Origin of the sequence: Paenibacillus sp. Pae15, from assembly GCF_024519685.1 — a bacterium.
Lineage (GTDB): Bacteria > Bacillota > Bacilli > Paenibacillales > NBRC-103111 > Paenibacillus_G > Paenibacillus_G naphthalenovorans.
On sequence record NZ_JALJRM010000016.1, the window covers coordinates 69,157 to 88,530 of the forward strand.

16 protein-coding genes are annotated in these 19,374 nt (G+C 53.0%); 7 read left to right on the forward strand and 9 right to left on the reverse strand.

What is annotated here, in order from left to right:
• Nucleotides 1–20: 20 nt before the first annotated feature.
• Nucleotides 21–2,525 (forward strand): beta-propeller domain-containing protein, encoded by a 2,505-nt coding sequence (locus NR121_RS14735; protein ID WP_256831392.1) that lies wholly within the window; start codon nucleotides 21–23, stop codon nucleotides 2,523–2,525.
• 164 nt (nucleotides 2,526–2,689) lie between these two features.
• Here NR121_RS14735 and NR121_RS14740 read toward each other — a convergent pair whose 3' ends face one another.
• A complete protein-coding gene (locus tag NR121_RS14740; protein ID WP_256831393.1) occupies nucleotides 2,690–3,502 on the reverse strand; it encodes a DUF92 domain-containing protein in 813 nt (270 codons plus the stop codon).
• A 720-nt stretch (nucleotides 3,503–4,222) separates the two neighbouring features.
• Complete coding sequence (locus NR121_RS14745) at nucleotides 4,223–5,797, reverse strand: CapA family protein (protein WP_256831394.1); 1,575 nt, start codon at nucleotides 5,795–5,797, stop codon at nucleotides 4,223–4,225.
• Nucleotides 5,798–6,092: 295 nt separating this feature from the next.
• Here NR121_RS14745 and NR121_RS14750 point away from each other — a divergent pair, with 295 nt between their 5' ends.
• From NR121_RS14750 to NR121_RS14770, 5 genes are all read left to right on the forward strand, one after another.
• Complete coding sequence (locus NR121_RS14750) at nucleotides 6,093–6,869, forward strand: ABC transporter permease (RefSeq protein WP_062407102.1); 777 nt, start codon at nucleotides 6,093–6,095, stop codon at nucleotides 6,867–6,869.
• Nucleotides 6,866–7,657, forward strand: a complete 792-nt coding sequence (locus NR121_RS14755; RefSeq protein ID WP_062407100.1) for an ABC transporter permease — start codon at nucleotides 6,866–6,868, stop codon at nucleotides 7,655–7,657. The genes NR121_RS14750 and NR121_RS14755 overlap by 4 nt, the downstream gene beginning before the upstream one ends.
• A 47-nt stretch (nucleotides 7,658–7,704) precedes the next feature.
• Nucleotides 7,705–8,676 carry an ABC transporter ATP-binding protein gene (locus tag NR121_RS14760; RefSeq protein WP_256831396.1) on the forward strand — a complete coding sequence of 324 codons (972 nt, stop codon included), beginning with the start codon at nucleotides 7,705–7,707 and terminating at the stop codon, nucleotides 8,674–8,676.
• A gap of 63 nt (nucleotides 8,677–8,739) precedes the next feature.
• Nucleotides 8,740–9,489: a metallophosphoesterase family protein gene (locus NR121_RS14765; protein WP_074727843.1), complete on the forward strand. Its 750-nt coding sequence runs from the start codon at nucleotides 8,740–8,742 to the stop codon at nucleotides 9,487–9,489.
• 45 nt (nucleotides 9,490–9,534) lie between these two features.
• Entirely contained in the window at nucleotides 9,535–10,746 is a 1,212-nt protein-coding gene (locus tag NR121_RS14770; protein WP_256831397.1) for an MFS transporter, read from the forward strand.
• Between the two features lie 130 nt (nucleotides 10,747–10,876).
• On the opposite strand, the gene NR121_RS14775 is transcribed toward NR121_RS14770, so the two are convergent.
• The 5 genes from NR121_RS14775 to NR121_RS14795 are packed head-to-tail and all read right to left on the reverse strand — an operon-like array spanning nucleotide 10,877 to nucleotide 15,929.
• The gene (locus tag NR121_RS14775; RefSeq protein WP_256831408.1) at nucleotides 10,877–11,983 is read right to left on the reverse strand and encodes a M20 family metallopeptidase; all 1,107 of its coding nucleotides are present in this window, start codon (nucleotides 11,981–11,983) and stop codon (nucleotides 10,877–10,879) included.
• A gap of 55 nt (nucleotides 11,984–12,038) precedes the next feature.
• The gene (locus NR121_RS14780; protein ID WP_054819085.1) at nucleotides 12,039–12,842 is read right to left on the reverse strand and encodes an ABC transporter permease; all 804 of its coding nucleotides are present in this window, start codon (nucleotides 12,840–12,842) and stop codon (nucleotides 12,039–12,041) included.
• Nucleotides 12,839–13,696, reverse strand: a complete 858-nt coding sequence (locus NR121_RS14785; RefSeq protein ID WP_256831398.1) for an ABC transporter permease — start codon at nucleotides 13,694–13,696, stop codon at nucleotides 12,839–12,841. The genes NR121_RS14780 and NR121_RS14785 overlap by 4 nt, the downstream gene beginning before the upstream one ends.
• Nucleotides 13,689–14,810, reverse strand: coding sequence for an ABC transporter ATP-binding protein (locus tag NR121_RS14790; protein ID WP_256831399.1), 1,122 nt, complete (start codon nucleotides 14,808–14,810; stop codon nucleotides 13,689–13,691). The genes NR121_RS14785 and NR121_RS14790 overlap by 8 nt, the downstream gene beginning before the upstream one ends.
• 9 nt (nucleotides 14,811–14,819) lie before the next feature.
• Nucleotides 14,820–15,929: an extracellular solute-binding protein gene (locus NR121_RS14795; RefSeq protein WP_174350858.1), complete on the reverse strand. Its 1,110-nt coding sequence runs from the start codon at nucleotides 15,927–15,929 to the stop codon at nucleotides 14,820–14,822.
• Nucleotides 15,930–16,175: 246 nt separating this feature from the next.
• Here NR121_RS14795 and NR121_RS14800 point away from each other — a divergent pair, with 246 nt between their 5' ends.
• Entirely contained in the window at nucleotides 16,176–16,937 is a 762-nt protein-coding gene (locus NR121_RS14800) for an IclR family transcriptional regulator (RefSeq protein WP_062407090.1), read from the forward strand.
• Between the two features lie 93 nt (nucleotides 16,938–17,030).
• Here the strand turns inward: NR121_RS14800 and aspA are convergent, their stop codons facing one another.
• Together aspA and NR121_RS14810 are read right to left on the reverse strand one after the other, a co-directional pair.
• On the reverse strand, nucleotides 17,031–18,464 hold the full coding sequence (aspA, locus tag NR121_RS14805) for an aspartate ammonia-lyase (protein WP_054819083.1): 1,434 nt from the start codon (nucleotides 18,462–18,464) through the stop codon (nucleotides 17,031–17,033).
• An 84-nt stretch (nucleotides 18,465–18,548) separates the two neighbouring features.
• On the reverse strand, nucleotides 18,549–19,190 hold the full coding sequence (locus tag NR121_RS14810; protein ID WP_054819082.1) for an O-methyltransferase: 642 nt from the start codon (nucleotides 19,188–19,190) through the stop codon (nucleotides 18,549–18,551).
• Nucleotides 19,191–19,374: the final 184 nt, after the last annotated feature.

A 19,374-nucleotide genomic window follows, 5' to 3' on the forward strand; every position in this document is an offset into this window, starting at 1 on the left:
AAACGAATGGAGGGACTTATGTGAGAAAAACAACCCTGCTCTCATGCATGGTCGCGCTCACGCTGCTTGCTTCTAGCGTACCGGCTCAACAAATGCAGGCCGAAACGGAAAAGACGGTCGGCTTGAGCTTGAACGGAGAATCGGTCCGTTTCTCGATCCAACCCCGCTTGATCCAAAACACGCTGATGGTACCGCTGCGGGAGCTTTCGGAAGCTCTGGGTGTCACGGTGCAGTGGAACGAACGCGAACGGACGGCGATAGCCAGCAAAGGAGAGCGAAACATTAAGCTGAGCCTGGACAGCAACCAGGCGTATCGCGGCAGCACACCCGTAACGCTGGACGCGGCACCGGTATCGGATAACGGCTATATGCTTGTGCCGCTCCGTTTTTTCAGTGAATCTTTTGATTTTAATGTGTATTGGGATGGCGCCAACCGATCGGTGGACATCGTGGACGCGGACAAAAGCCTGCCCACGGTCGGATCGCTCGAACGAATGGAGGAGCTGCTGAAGGATTCCGCTGCGGTCCATGGCGGCATGCGTTTAATGGTTACCGATAAATTGGCTTCACAATCCGGTGCCGCCAAAACACCAACCAGTGAATCCGCCTCTACGGCTCCGACGTTTTCTGCAGCCCCCTCGCACTCCGGTACTAATGTACAGGTGGAAGGCGTGGATGAGGCGGATATCATCAAGACGGACGGCAAATACATTTATCAGGTAAACCGTGACCGGGTGATCGTATCCCAGGCCTACCCTGCCGATAGTATGAGCGTCGTCAGTACGGTGTACTGGGCCGACCGCCAATTTTACCCGCAGGAAATTTATGTCGACGGCAAGCATCTCGTGGTGATCGGCAATACCCATTATCCGATAAACGATAAGATAAAACCGTCTAATTCGGCCGCGCCGGCTGCGAGCGATCCCTCCACCCCGGTCAGCAGTCCGGCGGTGGATGCCCCAGCGACAAAAAGTATCAAGGTCGCGCCCGTACCCGAGTTTATGGAGCGAAAAAAAATGATCTGGCCCGCGCCTCAACGTTTCACCACCAAGGCGATCGTATATGAGCTGGGCGACCGTACGGAAATGAAACCTGTCCGAGAAACGGAACTCGAGGGAAATTACATTTCGTCGCGTAAAATCGGCGATTCGCTTTACATCGTCACCAACAAAGGGATGGATACGTATTGGCTTATGGACAAACAGATCAGCCCTGCGGAAAAGAAAGCGGCCCTCTCCACACCGGCTTACCGTGACTCTGCGGCCGGGGACTCTTTTATCACCATCGGCTACGAGGACATTCGATATTTCCCGAAAGCGGTGGAGCCGAATTATTTGCTCGTCGGCGGACTCAACCTCAGCAAGCCGGAGCAAAAAATGCAGGTGACCAGCTATCTCGGTTCCGGCCAATATGTGTATGCATCGCAAAACAATCTGTATATTACAGTGAATGAATACGAACCCGTTAAAGAAGAACCTGAACAATCGTCAAAGGCGGTTCCCGGAATCGGGCAGGAAATTATGCCGATCCGGCCGGTACCGGTCGAAACGAGCAGCGTCATTTATAAATTTGGCATGGATAACGGCACGGTCAAGTACCTCGGACGCGGCAAAGTGCCCGGACACCCGCTGAATCAATTTTCCATGGATGAACACGACGGCTATTTCCGCATCGCAACCACCAAGGGAGACATGTGGCGCGACGATGAATTTACTTCAAAGAACAATATGTATGTTTTGAACGAAACGATGAATGTCGTAGGCAAAGTGGAAGATCTGGCCCCAGGCGAGCGCATTTACTCCGTACGTTATGCCGGAAGCCGGGCTTATATGGTTACCTTCAAGAACGTCGATCCTCTGTTTGTTATCGATTTGAAGGATCCTCAGGCGCCCAAAGTGCTGGGTCAGCTCAAAATACCGGGCTACAGCGATTATTTGCACCCCTATGACGAGAACCATATCATTGGCTTCGGCAAGGACGCCGTAGTAGTGGACAACAAAAACGGTTCCGGTTTCGAAGGCGGTCCTACTGCATATTATCAAGGCATGAAGCTGGCGCTGTTCGACGTATCGGATGTCGCCCATCCGAAAGAGCTGTTCAAAGAGTCGATCGGCGGCCGGGGCACGCATTCGGAGCTGCTGAACAATCATAAAGCCCTGCTGTTCTCCAAAGAGAAAAATTTGCTCGCTTTTCCGGTGACGGTTATGGAGGTCAAAGACAAATCCTCCGGCGGTGCTCCCGCAGATGCGACAAAATACGGCGAGTTCACGTTCCAGGGTGCATACGTCTACGGGCTGGATCTGCAAAATGGCTTCCAGCTTCGGGGCAGGATTACCCATTTGAGCGATGAAGACCTGCAAAAGGCCGGGCGTGAATGGTACAGCAGCGACCGCAACGTCGAACGGCTGCTCTATATCGGCGATACCCTGTATACCGCTTCGCCGGATATGCTGAAAGCAAACGATTTGTCCACGTTAACCGAAATCGGATCGCTCAAGCTCCCTCCATGGAAGCCGCGCCAATAACGGGCTTGGCAGCGGCTTCCTCATCGGGTACAATTACAAGTGTCAAATCCTATATGGAGGTAAGCTATGGTAAACACCATCATTACCATCTCCGTCATTATTGCATTGGTTGTTTCGGGACTAACGATCTACGTTACTTACAAAGCCTATTCACGCAAACAAGACTAAACAATCCAATGCCACATGGCCAAGGCGATCAGACCTCCGAACGCGGAACTTAGGGCGTTAACCGTATCGTTGGTCATCAGCGCATGCCCACGGATTCGAACCGCCGCTGCCTCGCAGTGGCGGTTTTTTTCGATCTCTTTGCCGCACACCTGGCAGCGGTACATGACTTGGCAAACCGCACCAAACCAGGAGTCCGCCAACGACCCGGCCAAACCGCCGAGCAGGCCGATGAAGCACAAGGCCGCTGCGGACGGGAGAGGCCCTTGCGGCGACAGCAGCAGGAGCGGCCAAGCTGCGGCTCCGATGAACAGCCCGCCGGCCGCCGAGGCGGCGAGCCCAAGCGGTGTCACGCCACCGGATGTCCCGGGCTCTACGGTGCGCAGGCTGACGATGGACCTGGGAACCGAGCGGCTGACGCCGCCGATTTCCGTTGCCCAAGTGTCGGCGGTAACCGTTGCCATGACACCGACAAAAGCGGCCCACCAGAGCGGGTGCGGAAACAACCAATATCCGATGCACAGCGCAAGCCCCAGCCCGCCGTTAGCCCAAACCTGTCCTGCATCACGCCTCCCCGATTTGGCATAGCCGCTTTCCGCGGCCTCTTTTCTTCGGCTTTTCCATTTGGACCATGCCGATGAGGTAATAAAAAAGGCAATCAGCGTCCCAAACCAGGGAAGGCTTCCTAACGCATACATCAAGGTGCCAAGCAGTACAGCCGCCGCCAGGCCTGAAATCGTCAGCGACTTTTTCCAATAGGCCGCTCCTGCGATAAGCAAACTCCCGGCAAGTCCAACCAGCAGATCCGCCATTTGTACTTCAACTCCTCTTCCTGAATAAAAAACACATTCGATCAAAGTTTGACAGCAGCTTTTCTTGCGAAAAGGAATATTCCCGTCGAAGTCCTTTCAAGGATGCCGGATCATCATCCCGGTTTTACTTAGCGCTTGACTGAACTTACTCATTGTGCAGCATCAAGAAAACCCGGCCGCCGGCCGGGCAATTCTCTAGACTGGTGGGTATGGGGCCAATGATGCTGCTGTGGAATCACTACAGCTTCAAAAGAGGCTCGTTAAAATGTCCTGCCGCGTAAGAAGACGGTAGTAGTAGGTGGATCTAGGGACTTCGCCGATCTTAAGAACCGTCCGAACCGGGTATGTTTCCCCTCCCAATCCAGCGATGGGCTACTTTGAGTCGGGTGATCTCTTCTCACCCAACAGTTTTTTCATCGCTTGCTCGTATTTCTTCTGCACGTCCAGGGTCTCTTTGGCCAATAGTTCTGCTGGCTGTTTCTTTTTTTGCCAAGTCAGCTTCCACCTCATCCCACTATTGACGTACCCATTTCTGAAGCCGGAGATCGCCGACCACGTTTCTGCCTACCACACGCTGGCCACTGCATTGAAAATCAGTCTTATGGAGCGTCTTTTTTCATATGTACGGATTCATATGTACGGATCTCAAGTTCTGCTGCAGACTTTCTTTTGTAGCCGATCCTGGGCCGGTTTGTATTTTCCTCATGGCCATTCTTTTGTTTACTCACCGGAAACAGGTTCTCCGGACTCGGCCGTACCTCCCGGATTGGTTTGGTTACCGGTTTGCCCGGATTCGCCCACATTCGGTGTCCCGCCGGGTTTGACGGGATGATTTGTTTTTGCCGGTTCATCTGAATTAGGATTCGCGTTCGGTTTCGACGTTCCGTTCGATTTCGGCGCTTCATCCGGCTTGGTCGTTCCGTTCAATTTCGGCGTTTCATTCCGATTCGCTGTGCTTCCGGATTTGGCTGATTCGCTTTGCTTTGCAGTATTGCTATCGGATTTGTTGCCCGGGTCCGCCTTGCTTCCCGATCGAACAGCCTGATTGGATTCTGCCGGCTTCTTGGTCTCGTTCACCGATGACTTCACTGCCGCCTGCCCCGTTGACGGTCGGGATGCTGCCGTAACCCGCCCTTCCTCATCAACCTGGGCATTAACCGAAATAGCAGTCAATTTGTCGAACAGCTTGCGGCCTTCCTCCTTTACCATACGGATTGGTTGAGCCCATTTGGTCAAGATAGGCACAAGCTGCAAATCGCAGCTTCCTTCTTTCGAGCAGGACGCTTCCAGTATCATACTTTCCCACGTAGCCGAATTTTCGTTGGTCGTAAAAATAAAGTTGCCGAGGCTGTACGCAATCCACTTGCCCTTATACTGCTCGAAGCCCTGCAATACATGCGGATGGCTCGCGATAACCAGATCCGCACCTTGATCGATATACTGTCTGGCCAGATCGGTTTGCACCTTGATCGGTCGGTGATTTCGTTCTTCTCCCCAATGGGCGATGACGACAACGAGGTCGGCCTCTTCCCTGGCTTTGGCGATTGCCTGAAGCGGCAGCTTTGTCGTATAGGTTTCAGCAAGCCCCGGCTTGTTTTTACCCGCATACCAGCTTGCGGAATGAATCACCCGGCTGAACCCGAGAAACGCGATGTTCATTCCGTTATGCTCCATGATGACGTGACGGTACGCTTCTTCGCTGTCTCTTCCGGCCCCGACCCGCCTGATCCCCTCCGCATCCAGGTAATCCAAAGTATCGAGGAGACCCTCCACCCCATAGTCCATGCTGTGGTTGTTCGCCAAATTGACGAGATCCACCCCTGCTTTCCTGAGCTCGGAAAGGGCCAACGGCGACGAACGGTAAGCATAGGTCTTATCCTCCGGCGTGCCTCGGGTCGTAATGGGCGTCTCCAGATTGGCGACGGCAATATCCGCCTTCTCCAGATAGGAACGAACATATTTGAACGGATAATCATATCCGTGCTGCTTCAGGAGAGCCTCCACTTTACCCGCGAACATCACATCGCCGACAAAGGACATGTTCACACGGTCCGCTGCTTTATCGTTATCTGGGGCGATATTCGCCTGTTCGTTTTCATTCACCGCCGGCGGCTTGTCCGCATCATCCTGCCGCGGCTGAACTCCTGCGCTTGGAGCTGGCGGCGTTTTGGCTCCTGACGCCGCTTCACCTTCCACCATACCATGAGGCCGATCAAGCTCCTGCATTAAATAGGCGAAGGCACCTATCGTCAAAACTGTCAACAAAGTGATCTTCAGCCATAACATGCGATTCATTTTTTTCTCTTTAAGACGCTTATGTTTTTCTGTACGTGATCTAATCGCAACCTACCCCTTTTTCCTCCCAACTGCCGGCAACCTCCGTGTACCATTATACCAAAAGGCCCTCCCCCGGTCATGGGCAATTGTACCAAAAATATGTTGCTGTTCCCCGCTGCCTTCTGGTATGATAGATATCCTTTCGATTTTCAGACTTACTCACCCCGAGCGGACTTAGGCATGATTGCACGAACCCATTCACTTCTCCACTGCCGTTACCAGTTGGAGAGAGTTTGAAACCTTGGAGGTGCCTATGCTTTTTCCCGTATTGGTTAAAAAAGCGTTCTCGCGAAACCTGCAGTACCGTTCCTCGCATGCGATCAATACCGTCGCGAGCGCCATGTTCGGTCTTATTTACGTTTCCATCTGGAAAGGAATCGGCGAGCCCGCGGGGATGAACGGCTACAGCCTGCAAAATGTCATCCATTATGTTGCGTTCAATCAGGCGGTATTGTGGATCACCTTGTTCATCACCAACGGACTTGGCATCGAACGTTCCGTTCGCAGCGGACATATCGCCCTGGACCTGATGCGCCCGGTTCATCTTTTCTATCAGTTGATGGGGCGGGAATGGGGACAAATCGGCTATCAGCTGATATACAAAACGGTGCCCATCTACTTCATCTATATCTGGACGATCGGTCTGCCCGTCCCTACAGACGCGGCAACATGGATCTTTACATTAACGTCGCTGGCATCCGCCTCTTATATGAACATCTGCATCAACTACCTCATCGGCGTCACGGCGCTTTGGACCACCGAGTCCAACTGGCTGTATTGGGTCCATTTTTCCGTCTCTTCCGTCCTCTCCGGCTTTCTGGTCCCGATCGAATGGCTGCCCGACTGGCTTTCGCGGATAAGCGCTTGGACCCCATATCCCTATATGCAGCACGTTCCAAGCAAAATCTATTTAGGCCTCGCTCCCCCCTCCACCATGTGTGGCGGTTTTTTGTGGTGCGCGCTGCTTACGGCGCTTTGTTTGGCAGCCACCGCGTTCGTTCGGCGCAAAGTGGAGGTGCAGGGCGGATGAACACGCTTCGAATGTATGTTCTGCTAATTAGAGCAAGCATCCGCAGCCGAATGCAGTACAAATTCAACTTCTGGCTGTCTACGCTGCTGGCCGCTGTAGTCAATGCGACCGATTTTTTACTGATTTCGATCATTTTATGGAAATTCGATAACATCCAAGAATGGTCCCTGTACGATATCGGCTATCTGTATTCCACCATACTGCTGTCCAAGGCGCTCTATCGCAGCTTTGCCAACGATGTGCACCATCTGGAAAAATATTTGGTGTCGGGCGACCTCGACGGCCTGCTGATCCGACCGGTCCCCGTTCTGCTCGCGCTGATGTCGCAAAACTTCCGGCCCATGTTCGGCGAGTGCATCCAGGGTGGGATCATTCTGACGCTTTGCTTAAGCCACATGATGAGCATAGGGCAAGTCACATGGCTGGCGGTTCCTTTAACGCTGCTCATTCTTGTCACCGGAGCGGCCCTGCTGTTCGCGATCGGACTTGGCACCGCCACCTTCGGCTTTTGGATTACACGCATCAGCGACCTTCAAAATCTGACGGAAGACGCCGCCCGAACCGCCGTTCAGTACCCGATGGATCTGTACCCGCTTTGGCTGCGAACCGTTCTGCTTACGCTCATTCCCGTAGGAATGGCCAACTACATTCCCGCACTGTATGTGCTGAGAGGGGAATTCGGCTGGTGGCTGCTGCCCGGCGTCATGCTGTTTACCGTTGTTTTTCTGGGGCTTATGCTGCGTTTCTGGAAGCTCGGCCTTACCCGCTATCAAAGCACGGGAAGCTGATGCAAGCCTGCATCCTTCCATAAATATAGAGAGGAGCTGCCGTTTGAATGATCGAAGTGAGAAATTTGCATAAAAGCTTTCGGCTCCCCCCGAACCATCCAAGCAGGTGGGAGCGGTTGAAGTCGGTACTCTCCGGGGCGGGTGCGGAAAAAATAGCCGTCCGCGAGATTAACTTCACCATAGAGCAAGGCGAATTTGTCGGATATATCGGACCGAACGGCGCCGGCAAATCGACCACCATCAAAATGCTGGCGGGTATCCTTCATCCCTCCTCCGGGGAAGTCCGCATCGGCGGACTTAATCCCCATAAGGACCGGCGGCGGGTAGCCTCCCGGATCGGCGTCGTATTCGGACAACGCAGCCAGCTGTGGTGGGATCTGCCCGTTCGCGATTCGTTCGATATTCTTGCCGCAATGTACCGCATTGACCCGCGCCGTAAAGCAAAGACGCTTGGCGAGCTGGACGAGCTTCTCGAGCTGCGCGATTTGATGGACGTCCCTGTCCGCAAGCTGTCCCTCGGCCAACGGATGCGTGCCGATCTGGCTGCCGCCCTGCTTCATGAGCCCGAATTGCTGTTTCTGGACGAACCGACGATCGGGCTGGATATTCTGGCCAAGCGAAATATCCGCAAGCTGCTGTCCACCGTTAACCGGGAGCTGGGAAAAACGGTGCTGCTCACGACTCACGATATGGATGACATCGAGCAGTTATGTAGCCGTGTGATGGTCATTAACCACGGGTCGCTCGTTTATGACGGAACGATCGGTCAGCTCCGCGAACGTATCGGGCTTCCTACCCTCCTTCAGGTTACCTTCACCTCGGAAGCGGACGTTCCGGGCCCGGATGCGTTACCCGAATTCAGCATCGCAAAGACGAGCGGCCGCGGGCTTGCGATTCATTTCAACCGGCGGGATATCCCTGCGATGGAAGTGCTCCGGAAGCTGGAATCGTTCGGTACGATCAGCGACGTTCATATGGAGGAGCCTGATTTTGAAGAAGTGATTCATCAAATATACTAGCCCGGTATGTGGTATAATGAAAAACATATGAAAAAATGGAATAACAGGAGGCCATGGGTGACAATGGACAAAATCGCAGTCATTTCCGACATCCACGGTAACCTGGAGGCATTGGAAGCTGTTGTGCGGGACATCCGCTGCCGCGAGATCCGGCGCATCATTTGTCTTGGCGATCTGGTCGGCAAAGGCCCTCAGCCTTGTGAGGTTGTGGATCGGATTCGCGAGCTTTGCGAAGTGACGGTGCTGGGCAATTGGGAACACGGAATCAACCAGCCTCAGGATAAGGAATCCGGCTTGTGGCAGCAGGAACGGCTTGGAGCGGAACGGCTCCGTTATTTGCGGGAGCTGCCTTTTTTCGTGGATCTTCGGATGAGCGGCAGGCGTATCCGGCTGCTGCACGCTTCCGCGAAAAGCGTCTATCATCGCGTACCGCAAAAAGCGGACAAGAAAGAAAAGCTGGCGATGTTCGAGAACACCGAGCATACCGGAGGATTCCTGGGAACGGAGCATACGCCGGATGTGATCGGCTACGGGGACATTCACATCCCGTTCATGCAGACGCTCAAATCCAAACAAAGCAAAGGACTTTTGCTGTTCAATACGGGCAGCGTCGGCGCTCCCTACGACGGACTGGCGCAGGCCAGCTACGTGATTCTGGAGGGTGTGGCGGACCTTATGGAGGAAGCCCCGTTCTCCGTGCAATCCGTACGCGTCCCTTACGATATCGAGAAAGCCGTCGCTATCGCAGAGCAGGTCGGACTGCCTGAGCTGGAGCGGTTCCGTTATGAACAGACAACCGGCCTGGAACGTTGAAGCGCTGTAAGTTATCCATCCAAGCAAGGAAAGAAGGAACCTTTTTTGGAACGTTGGAAAATCAACTTAATCGTACTCTGGCTTGGACAATTCATGGTCATGTCCGGCATGACCATGATTATTCCGTTCCTGCCCCTATACATACAGGAAATGGGAATTCACGATCCGCATGAAGTGGCCGTGTGGGCGGGCTTGATCTTCGCCGCCAACTTCGTCTCTTCGTTTATTTTTCAGCCGATCTGGGGAGGACTTGCCGACCGGTTCGGACGCAAGGTCATGCTCCTTAGGTCAGGCTTCGGCATGGCTTTTGTCATGATGTTCATGGGCATGGCCGCTACGCCTCTGCATTTGCTGCTGCTTCGTTTGGCTAACGGCGTTATATCGGGCTTTATGCCGGCCGCCGTCGCGTTGGTATCCGCGAATACGCCCCGTGAACGGATGGGCTTCGCCATGGGTACTCTGCAATCCGGCAGCGTGGCGGGCACGATTCTCGGACCTTTGTTTGGGGGAGTATTGGCGGAATGGGTCGGCTTTCGCCCCATTTTTTACATCACCGGGGGATTGTTGTTCGCCGCTTCCGTGCTCGCCGCGTTCTTGGTAAAAGAAAAATTCGACATCGAGCAAGCCAAAACCAGGCCAACAATGTCGGTGTTCAGCGGGTTTCGCGAGCTGATCCGGATCCGCCAGCTGCCGGCTCTGTATTCCGTTACCTTCCTGATCCAGTTTTCGATTCTTAGCTCGATGCCGCTGATTCCCTTGTTCGTACAAGAGCTCCACGGCAGCGGCCAGCTGCTGGCCTTTTATGCCGGACTTGTCGGTTCGGTGACCGGCTTTTCGAACATGATCGCATCACCGCTGCTGGGTAGACTGGGGGACCGGCTGGGATCGCAGCGCATTCTGGCGATCGCTTTAATCGGGACGGGTCTGGCCTTTATTCCCCAGGCCTTTGTCACCAACATCTGGCAGCTGCTCGCCTCGCGTTTCCTGTTGGGCGTTTTTATGGGAGGGCTTCTCCCTTCCGTGCAGACCTTAATACGCCAGTATACACCAAGCGGCATGGAAAGCCGGGCCTATAGCTTTAATACGAGCGCCCTGGCTTTGGGCAATATGCTCGGACCGGTCATCGGGGGAGCCGTATCGGGGTTGATCGGCATCCGGGGAATCTTCATGACGGCCGCCGTGCTGCTGCTGCTAAACGCTTTATGGGTCAGGCTCTCTCTATTCCCGAGAAATCATGTGCAGAAAACAGGTTCGTAGCTTATCGCTAATAAAGGGCATCCCATTCGGGTATGAATGAGGATGCCCTTCAGATATGAAACCTGACGAGGAATGTACAGCAAAACAGCCTGTTACCCCATAGAGGTACCAGGCTGTTTCATTTAAGACTTTAGCAGCGCCGGATGAGCTCGGCCAGCAACGCGGTGCGCAGCGGTATCTCGTCAATCCGGACGTATTCATCCGGAGAATGGGCAAAGTCGCCTCTTGCGCCCAAACCGTCCAGCGTCGGTGTGCCGACGGCGGCGGTGAAGTTTCCGTCACTCACACCGCCGGTATGTGTCTCCGCCAGTTCGAGTCCGTGATCCGTCCGGGCGATTTCCTGCGCCAAGGCGAACAGGGCCGCCGTACGGTCGGTACGTTCCATCGGAGGGCGCATCATCCGGCCGGTAAGCGTAAGCCGGGCTTGAGGGAGCGCCGGAATAAGCCGGGCAAGCTCCGCTTCGATGCGCTCCGCTTCGGCTGAGGTAGCCACGCGCACATCGATTTCTCCTTCAGCATGCTCCGCAACGACATTGCTCCCGATACCGCCCCGGATCACGCCGACGTTCACCGTGGTCCCCCGCGAAAGGTCCGTAAGCGCATGAAGACGCTGAATCTGACAAGCCAGCTCATGAATGGCAGATACGCCTTTCTCCGGATTTACCCCGGCATGCGCCGAGATGCCCTGTACCGCAAGCTTATAGCGTCCGCTGCCTTTGCGGGACGTCTTGAGCGCACCGCTTGGCTCCATCGGCGGCTCCAATACGAAAGCGACAGCCGACAGTTTCGCCTGCTCCTCGATCAAAGCACGGGACGTCGGACTTCCCAGCTCTTCGTCGCTGTTCATGAGCAGTACGACTTTCTTATCCTCTGGAAACCGTCCGGAGTCCAACAGCGCTTTAAGTGCGAATATGGCCTGCAGCAAACCGGCCTTCATATCGTAAACGCCGGGACCGTAGGCTCGCCCGTCCTCGATGCGGAACGGCCTTCGGGCAGCTTCTCCCAGCGGCCAAACGGTATCGTAATGACCCAACAGAAGAATCTGTTTTTCCCCGCTTCCGACTTCGCACAAAAGGCGGTCGCCATACGTTTCGTTCGGAACCCGAATGACCCTGCCTCCGGTCAGCCGTTGAAATTGACGCGTAAACCAGTCGGCCATCAAATCGTTCTGCCGCTTGTCTGTAGACGGCGAATCGATATTCACACTCTCCTCCAGCAATCGGAGAATGTCAGGCATATACCCTTCAATTTGTTCTTTTATTGTCTGTAACTTCACCAAAGCAGCATCTCCGTTAGTGCGAATGCGATTTCGAACCGAACAGCCGGTCCAAACCGTACACACGTTCCAATAAAATAATAAATACAAGACTTAATAAAATGACGACCGATGAAATCGAGGCTACAAGCGGGTCAAGTGTTTCCTGCATGTAGCTGAATATCGCCATCGGGAGCGTTGTCGTCGTCGGTGAGACCAGAAAGAGAGACACCGTGACATTGTCAAAGGAGGTCAAGAAGGCGAAAATCGCTCCCGACAAAATAGCCGGTTTAATGATCGGCATCGTAATATCCCAAAAGACGTTGATCGGCTTCGCGCCCAGAATGTATGCGGCACGCTCCAGGGTATAATCGAAGGAGCTGAGTCCTGTCAGCACCAGGCGCACGACATAGGGAATCGAAATTAAGATATGCGCCAACAGGAGGCCGGTGAAGGTGCCCGCCAGTCCGATCCTCGTGAAGAAGAGCAAAGCCGCAATGCCGATGATCAGCGCCGGCACGGTAAGCGGCGACAGCAAAAGTCCGTTAATGACGTCTTTTCCGGGAAACTTGTACTTATGCAAGGCTAGACCGGCAATCGTTCCAATCAAGGTTGAAAGCACAGCCGAAAGTGCCGCAAGCTGCAGACTGAACCAGAAGGATTCGACAAATTCGGGGCGGTCGAATATTCTTTCATACCAGTCCAAAGAAAAACCGACCGGCGGAAAAGAAAGATACTTTGCCGACGTTAAAGAGGTTGGAATAATGATCAGCAGCGGCGAGATCACAAACAAAACGACGAAAAAGGTGATGACTCCCAGCGGAGTGATTCGTTTGATCATGAAGAAAACACCTCTTTATACCGCTTTGTCTCCATAAGCCGGGTAAACAAAGTGACAAGCGCAATCGTCGATCCGAGCAGCAGGAACGCAAGCGCAGCACCGAGCGGCCAGTTCATCTGAGCCATAATTTTCTCATAGGCGATCACAGGCAGTACCTTGACGGACGTACCGCCCATCAGAGCAGGTGTCACAAATGAGCTCATCGACAAGCTGAACACGAGAGTCGTTCCCGCCATGATGCCGGGCAGCGTGAGCGGAAGCGTCACAGTAAAGAATGTGCGCAATTTGCCGGCGCCGAGAATTCCGGCCGCCTTATACAGCGATTCGTCGATCTGATACATGCTGGTGGCGATCGCCAGAATCATGTAAACGATCAGCGAATCGGTCAAGCCGATGACAACGCCAAGCTCGTTATACAGCAGCTTGATCGGCTGATCGATCAGACCGAGCTGCATGAGCGTGTTGTTAATCCAGCCCTTTTCCCCCAGAATGATGACCCAGCCGAAGTTTCGGATGACTACGCTGATCAAGTGAGGGGAGATGATCAGGAACGTGATCAAACCGCGCATTTTGCCCGAGCACTTAGCCATATACATGGCGACCGGATAGCCTAAAATGAGACAGGCCAATACCGTCAGCAGCCCCAATTTGACCGTTCTCCACAAAATTTGCAGATAATAGGGATCCTGGACAAGGAGCGCATAATTCTCGAATGAAAATTGTCCTTCACCATCCTGGAAGCTGAGCATAAGAATATACAGCATCGGCAGCAGGAATACGCCTGCCACGACGGCAAGGCTCGGAGCAAGAAGGAAAGCGGCCGAACGCACAGAGGACAAAGCGCCTTTACCCATGAGCCCCATTCCCCTTTCCCGGGAATACGAATACATCCTCCGGCTTCCACTGCAAGTTCACTGTATCGCCGGCCGTCCATATACGGTTCTGGCTGTCCGAAGGCATACGCACATGGATGACCGTATTCCCGAGCAGGACTTCACTTTCCGCGTAGGAACCCAGGAACGAGATCTGGCCTATGCGTCCTTGTGCTTCATTGCGGCTTTCCGCCTGCAAGCCTCCCCCTGTACCTGTAGAAAAGGCAATTTTCTCCGGACGCACATAGATCGATACCGCCTCTCCGGACTGGAATGTCCGGCCTTTAAATGACGCACGAAGCTCTAGTCCTTCATTGGTCCTCAGAACGATTCCGTCTCTCTCCGAAGCCGATAAAACGGTACCGTTCAACCGGTTCGATTTGCCAATAAAGGTATGAACGAACTCTGATGCAGGCAAATTGTAAATATCCCACGGGCTGCCGATTTGCTCCACTTTACCGTGGTCCAGTACAACGATCCGGTTCGACAGGTACATCGCTTCCTCCTGATCGTGCGTTACGAAAATCGTCGTCACGCCGATCTCCTGCTGCAAACGCTTTAACTCGTCGCGCAGCTCTTCGCGGAGCTTCGCATCCAGATTGCTGAGCGGTTCGTCCAACAGCAGCAGGGAAGGCTCGGTCACAAGCGCTCTTGCTATAGCAATCCGCTGGCGCTGACCGCCCGATAATTGCTTCGGATAACGGTCCGACACATGCGGCAGCTTCACAAGCTCCAGCACCTTTTTCACGCGCTCTTGAATTTCCGTCTTCGGCGTTTTGCGCAGCTTGAGGCCGTAGGCTACATTCTCAAATACCGTCATGTGCGGAAATAAGGAGTACGTCTGAAACACCATGCCGAGCTCTCTTTTATTGGATGGAACGCCATTCATTTTCTTTCCTTTAATGATGAGTTCGCCCTGATCTGGCTCAAGGAAGCCGGCAATCATGTTGAGCGTAGTCGTTTTGCCGCATCCCGAAGGACCGAGGAAAGAGACGCATTCTCCCTGCTCCACCTGCAGGTTGAAATTTTCTACAACCACATTGGAACCGAATTTTTTCTGAACGCCTTTCAATTCTACATCAATCATTTTCGACACGAGGATCACCTATTTCCCTACTTTTGGTGCGATTTCTTTGTTGAAGCGATCGAGCCATTTGGAAGATTCGCTGCTAAGAACGGCATAATCGAATTTCACGGCTTTGCTCATATCAACCTTCAGCTTATTAGAAATATCGTCCGGAAGTTTGACATTTGTTGCCGGGTTATAATAAAGCTTTGTGGCAAACGAGGTTTGTACTTCATCGGACAGAAGGAATTCTACGAACAGCTTGGCTGCGTTCGGGCTTTTCGTTCCCTTGACAACGGAGGCTACCGTCGGAACCAGATTGGAGCCTTCCTTCGGAATGACGAATTGGAGGTCGAGCCCGGCGTCTTTCTGCACTAAGCTGCGGGCCATCGTCCATGCGGTATAAGCTGCGGTTTGATTTTGCAGGTTCTGCTGCAATTGAGCCGCATTTTTGGCAAATGTGGGCATATAGCCTGCAATGGTTTCTAATTTTTTGAATCCGGGCTCCATATCCTTCTCTGAACCGCCGTTGGCATAGGACAGCATGATCAGCGCCGAACGGCCGAAGTTGCTGGATATTTCGCTCAACGTAAGGTTGCCCTTCATTTCCGGCCTGGCAAGATCGTTCCAGGATTCAGGCACCGGCAAGCCTTTGGATTGCACAAGGGCGGCATTATACGAAATGCCCATCGGTGTAAAGTTGACGGCTACGCCGCTGTTTTCATTGACTTTGAGCTCAGGCGACACTTTGGAAATCGATGGGACATCTTTTTCTGTAATCGGTTCCCACAAACCCTCTACACGGCCCGCTTCCTGCTCGCCTGCTTCGATTACCGTAACGTCGATCTGAGGAGAAGCCTTTTGCGCTTTGACTTTTGCCACAATTTCCGTAGCCACGCCGGCTACATAAGTTAATTTCACGTCAGGATACTTTTCATTGAATTTCTTGAACACTTCGTCTTTCATCAGCTGCTCAACCGTTGCCCCGTTACCGGCGACAACCAGCTTTTTTTCCACAGCCGCCGCAGACTGGTCCTGTCCCCCCGTCCCTGCGGCGGGAGCCGGGTTTTCCTTGGTCGAAGAACCGCATGCTGCCAATACCGTTCCGCACAAAGTCAATACTGCCAATATCCCCGCTTTTTTGTTCATTGATTTTCCTCCTTTTGTTGTGTTATCGTTCTCTATATGAGAACGACGTTTTCTATGTGTAAAACATATTGTGATTTTAGCATGCAGCATTAGGTTGTGCAATACTCTTTTTTAAAAAAACTCTCTTCCATGGAAGATTACATCACATAATTTGAAGGATATGGGAAGAATTCTCGGTTTGTGTTACACTAACTCTAATTTCATTATGAATCCAAGCTTATTATCAACATAAGGAGCACATTTACTATGGACAATTATTTATCTTCGGTCAAAAATAGCTGCAAACTGCTGAAAATATTTTTGAATTCACCCAAAGAGCTCGGTGTGAGCGAATTAAGCCGAAAGCTTGAGCTATCCAAAGGCGCCGTACATAAGCTGTTAATGACGCTCGAAAGCGAGGGGTTTATCAAGCAAAACCCTTTAAACAAACAGTACTCGCTAGGATATACTCTATTGGAGCTTGGAAACAAGGTGTTGAAGAATCATAATCTGGTGGATTTCGCCAAGCCCTACTTGCAAAGACTTTCGGAAAAGACGAAGGAACTCGTTTGCCTGTGTATTATCGACGGCAAAGATGCAATCTATGTGGACAAAATCGATTCGAAGCATCCCATTCGTTTCAACGCGGAGGAATACCGGAGATTTCCCTTGTATGCCACTTCCGCAGCCAGAGCGATACTGGCTTTTCATGACCGTGAGTTTATCGATGAGGTGCTGGCCGACGATTTAATTACATTCACGCCTTATTCCATTACCGAATCGCGAATGATGCAAGACCGGCTTGAGGAAATCCGGAAAAACGGCTACGAGATCAGCTCCAATCTGCGTAACGTAGGGGCGACAGGGATTGCGGCCCCCATTTTCGACGCTTACGGTAAAGTGCCGGCCTCTGTCAGCGTCATCGGGCCAACCGACCGTATGACGCCTTATCAGGAGCAGTGGGTCCGGGAGCTTTTGCAGATTACGCGGGAAATTTCCCAAGAACTGGGGTATCGGGAGGGCAGGTAGAAACAAAAAGAGGCTGCGTTAGGATTGGAATGTCCGGGTCTTTCAGGAGCTAAAAAAGACTTGGCCGGTGTACAGGCCAAGTCTTTTTCTCATTTACTCTGTCTTATCGGTCAATAAAGAGGCCCCCGCAATCCCGGGATTGGTCATTTCATAAGGATCGAGAATCAGATTCAATTCCTCTTCCCTGAGCACATCGTACAGCAGGCATAATTCCCGCACGGAGCGTCCGGTCACAATAGCTTCGCGGGCAATGCGCGCCACCGTCTCGTAACCGAGATGGGGATTCAGCGCAGTGATCACTCCCACACTTTTTTCCACGTATTCACGGCAGCGTTCCACATTGGCATCGATGCCCTGCAGACAGTGCTTGTTAAACACCTGAAACACCTGATCCATCATGCTGATCGATTGCAGCAGATTGAACACCAGGACCGGCTCCATCACATTCAGCTCGAGCTGTCCTGCTTCGGAAGCCAACGAAATGGTGTGGTCGTTGCCGATCACCTGGAACGCTACCTGATTGACGACCTCACACATCACCGGATTAACCTTGCCCGGCATGATGGAAGATCCGGGCTGACGGGGCGGCAGCATAATTTCACCGAGGCCGGCCCGCGGCCCGGATGCCATCAATCTAAGATCGTTGGCGACTTTGGACATATTGATCATGCACACCTTCAAAGCCGAGGAAACCTCCGTATACGCATCCGTGTTTTGGGTGGCGTCGACCAGATGCTCGGCGGTGACCAGCGGGAGCCCGCTTTCTTCCGCCAGAAGCTCGACCACGCGGACAATATATCTCGGGTCTGCGTTGAGTCCGGTTCCAACCGCCGTGGCTCCCATGTTGACCTCATACAAGTGCCGCCGGGAATGCGTAATGCGTTCGATATCCCGAAGCAGCACCCTTGCGTAGGCTTCGAATTCTTGACCGAGACGGATCGGGACCCCGTCCTGCAGATGCGTCCGCCCCATCTTGATAACCCCGTCAAATGCCCGGGCTTTTTCCACGAAAACGGCATGCAGCTCGCGCATCGTTTCAAGCAGTTTCTGAATGGAGGAGAGGGCCGCGATATGGATGGCTGTTGGGAACGCGTCGTTCGTCGATTGAGCCATATTGACGTGGGTATTCGGGCTGACCATGAAATAGTCCCCTTTCGTTCCGCCCAAAAGCTCGATCGCCCGATTGGCAATCACTTCGTTCGCATTCATGTTCAGCGAAGTGCCTGCTCCTCCTTGAATCGGATCGACAATAAACTGATCGTGCCACTGCCCTTCAACAATTTCCTTTGCCGCCTGAACGATAGCCTGCCCGATGCGCGGATTCAGCTGTTTGATTTCCATATTGGCGGTGGCGGCGGCTTTCTTCACCATCCCCATCGCGCGAATCAATTCGGAATGAATTTTATAACCGGTGATCGGAAAATTCTCCACTGCCCGCAGCGTCTGAATGCCATAGTAAGCTTGAACCGGAACCTCCCTGGAGCCCAGAAAATCTTTTTCTAACCGCACCTGTGTCAAACTTCTCATCCTCCTATCGATGGAAACGCATGGAAAGCAGCATGTTCCTGTTTCCCTAACAAGATATGAAAACAACGGCTCCTCTTATAATGATTATTCCCTCACCCTTGCTATGGCTAAACCGTCGTAGGCAGGCAGCAGCACGCCTTCGAGCCTGGGATCCCGAGCCACCGCTTCCGTAAACAGCCTCATTTGGGTAACCGCATTCCCCTTTGCCTCCGGGTTTACGGCTTTCCCGCGCATAAGCAAATTGTCGCCCAGGATGATAGCCCCCGGCCGGGCCAGCTTGATCGCCCATTCCAGATAATTCGGATAATTGCCTTTATCCGCGTCAATAAAAAACAGGTCGAACTTCCGTCCCTCCGCATCGAGCGCCTTCAGACTGTCCAGCGCCTCACCGATCCGATACTCCACGTTCCCGCCAAATCCTGCTTCGCTTACATGCTTGAAAGCCAGATCCGCATATTCCTGCTTCAACTCCAGCGAGACCAGTTTACCGTCATGCGGCAGCCCCCGTGCCAGACAAATTCCGCTGTATCCCCCAAGCGCTCCGATCTCCAGCACCTCTTTGGCCCCTGTAATGCGCACAAGCATAGTCAAAAGCCGCCCGTAACCGGCGGCTACCGAGATTTCCGGCATATCGTTGGCCCGGATGCCTTCATTAACCCGCTCCAACAGCTCATCCGGTTCAAAAAATCCTTCCAGGTACTGCTCTGCCGTTATTGATGTTGTCATGGTTTTCCTTCCTTCCCGTTTTGGGCCGGCCCGCGCCCATGCACGATGGTTTGCGCCAATAGGCGAAACCCTGCAATGCGGCGCCAATACCCGCCATAATGGCTTTGTGTCATTGTATAATCACCGTCAATCGCCTATACTAATTAATTGTATGGCTTTTCCAGACTTAGTTCAACCTGCTGAT

What these genes read in the sequence shown, in the direction of transcription:
- NR121_RS14740 (WP_256831393.1), bottom strand. Translation starts at nt 3,502, where the DNA reads ATGGCGGATCTGCTGGTTGGACTTGCCGGGAGTTTGCTTATCGCAGGA.
- NR121_RS14745 (WP_256831394.1), bottom strand. Translation starts at nt 5,797, where the DNA reads ATGAATCGCATGTTATGGCTGAAGATCACTTTGTTGACAGTTTTGACG.
- NR121_RS14750 (WP_062407102.1), top strand. Translation starts at nt 6,093, where the DNA reads ATGCTTTTTCCCGTATTGGTTAAAAAAGCGTTCTCGCGAAACCTGCAG.
- NR121_RS14755 (WP_062407100.1), top strand. Translation starts at nt 6,866, where the DNA reads ATGAACACGCTTCGAATGTATGTTCTGCTAATTAGAGCAAGCATCCGC.
- NR121_RS14760 (WP_256831396.1), top strand. Translation starts at nt 7,705, where the DNA reads ATGATCGAAGTGAGAAATTTGCATAAAAGCTTTCGGCTCCCCCCGAAC.
- NR121_RS14765 (WP_074727843.1), top strand. Translation starts at nt 8,740, where the DNA reads ATGGACAAAATCGCAGTCATTTCCGACATCCACGGTAACCTGGAGGCA.
- NR121_RS14775 (WP_256831408.1), bottom strand. Translation starts at nt 11,983, where the DNA reads ATGCCTGACATTCTCCGATTGCTGGAGGAGAGTGTGAATATCGATTCG.
- NR121_RS14780 (WP_054819085.1), bottom strand. Translation starts at nt 12,842, where the DNA reads ATGATCAAACGAATCACTCCGCTGGGAGTCATCACCTTTTTCGTCGTT.
- NR121_RS14785 (WP_256831398.1), bottom strand. Translation starts at nt 13,696, where the DNA reads ATGGGTAAAGGCGCTTTGTCCTCTGTGCGTTCGGCCGCTTTCCTTCTT.
- NR121_RS14795 (WP_174350858.1), bottom strand. Translation starts at nt 15,929, where the DNA reads ATGAACAAAAAAGCGGGGATATTGGCAGTATTGACTTTGTGCGGAACG.
- NR121_RS14800 (WP_062407090.1), top strand. Translation starts at nt 16,176, where the DNA reads ATGGACAATTATTTATCTTCGGTCAAAAATAGCTGCAAACTGCTGAAA.
- aspA (WP_054819083.1), bottom strand. Translation starts at nt 18,464, where the DNA reads ATGAGAAGTTTGACACAGGTGCGGTTAGAAAAAGATTTTCTGGGCTCC.
- NR121_RS14810 (WP_054819082.1), bottom strand. Translation starts at nt 19,190, where the DNA reads ATGACAACATCAATAACGGCAGAGCAGTACCTGGAAGGATTTTTTGAA.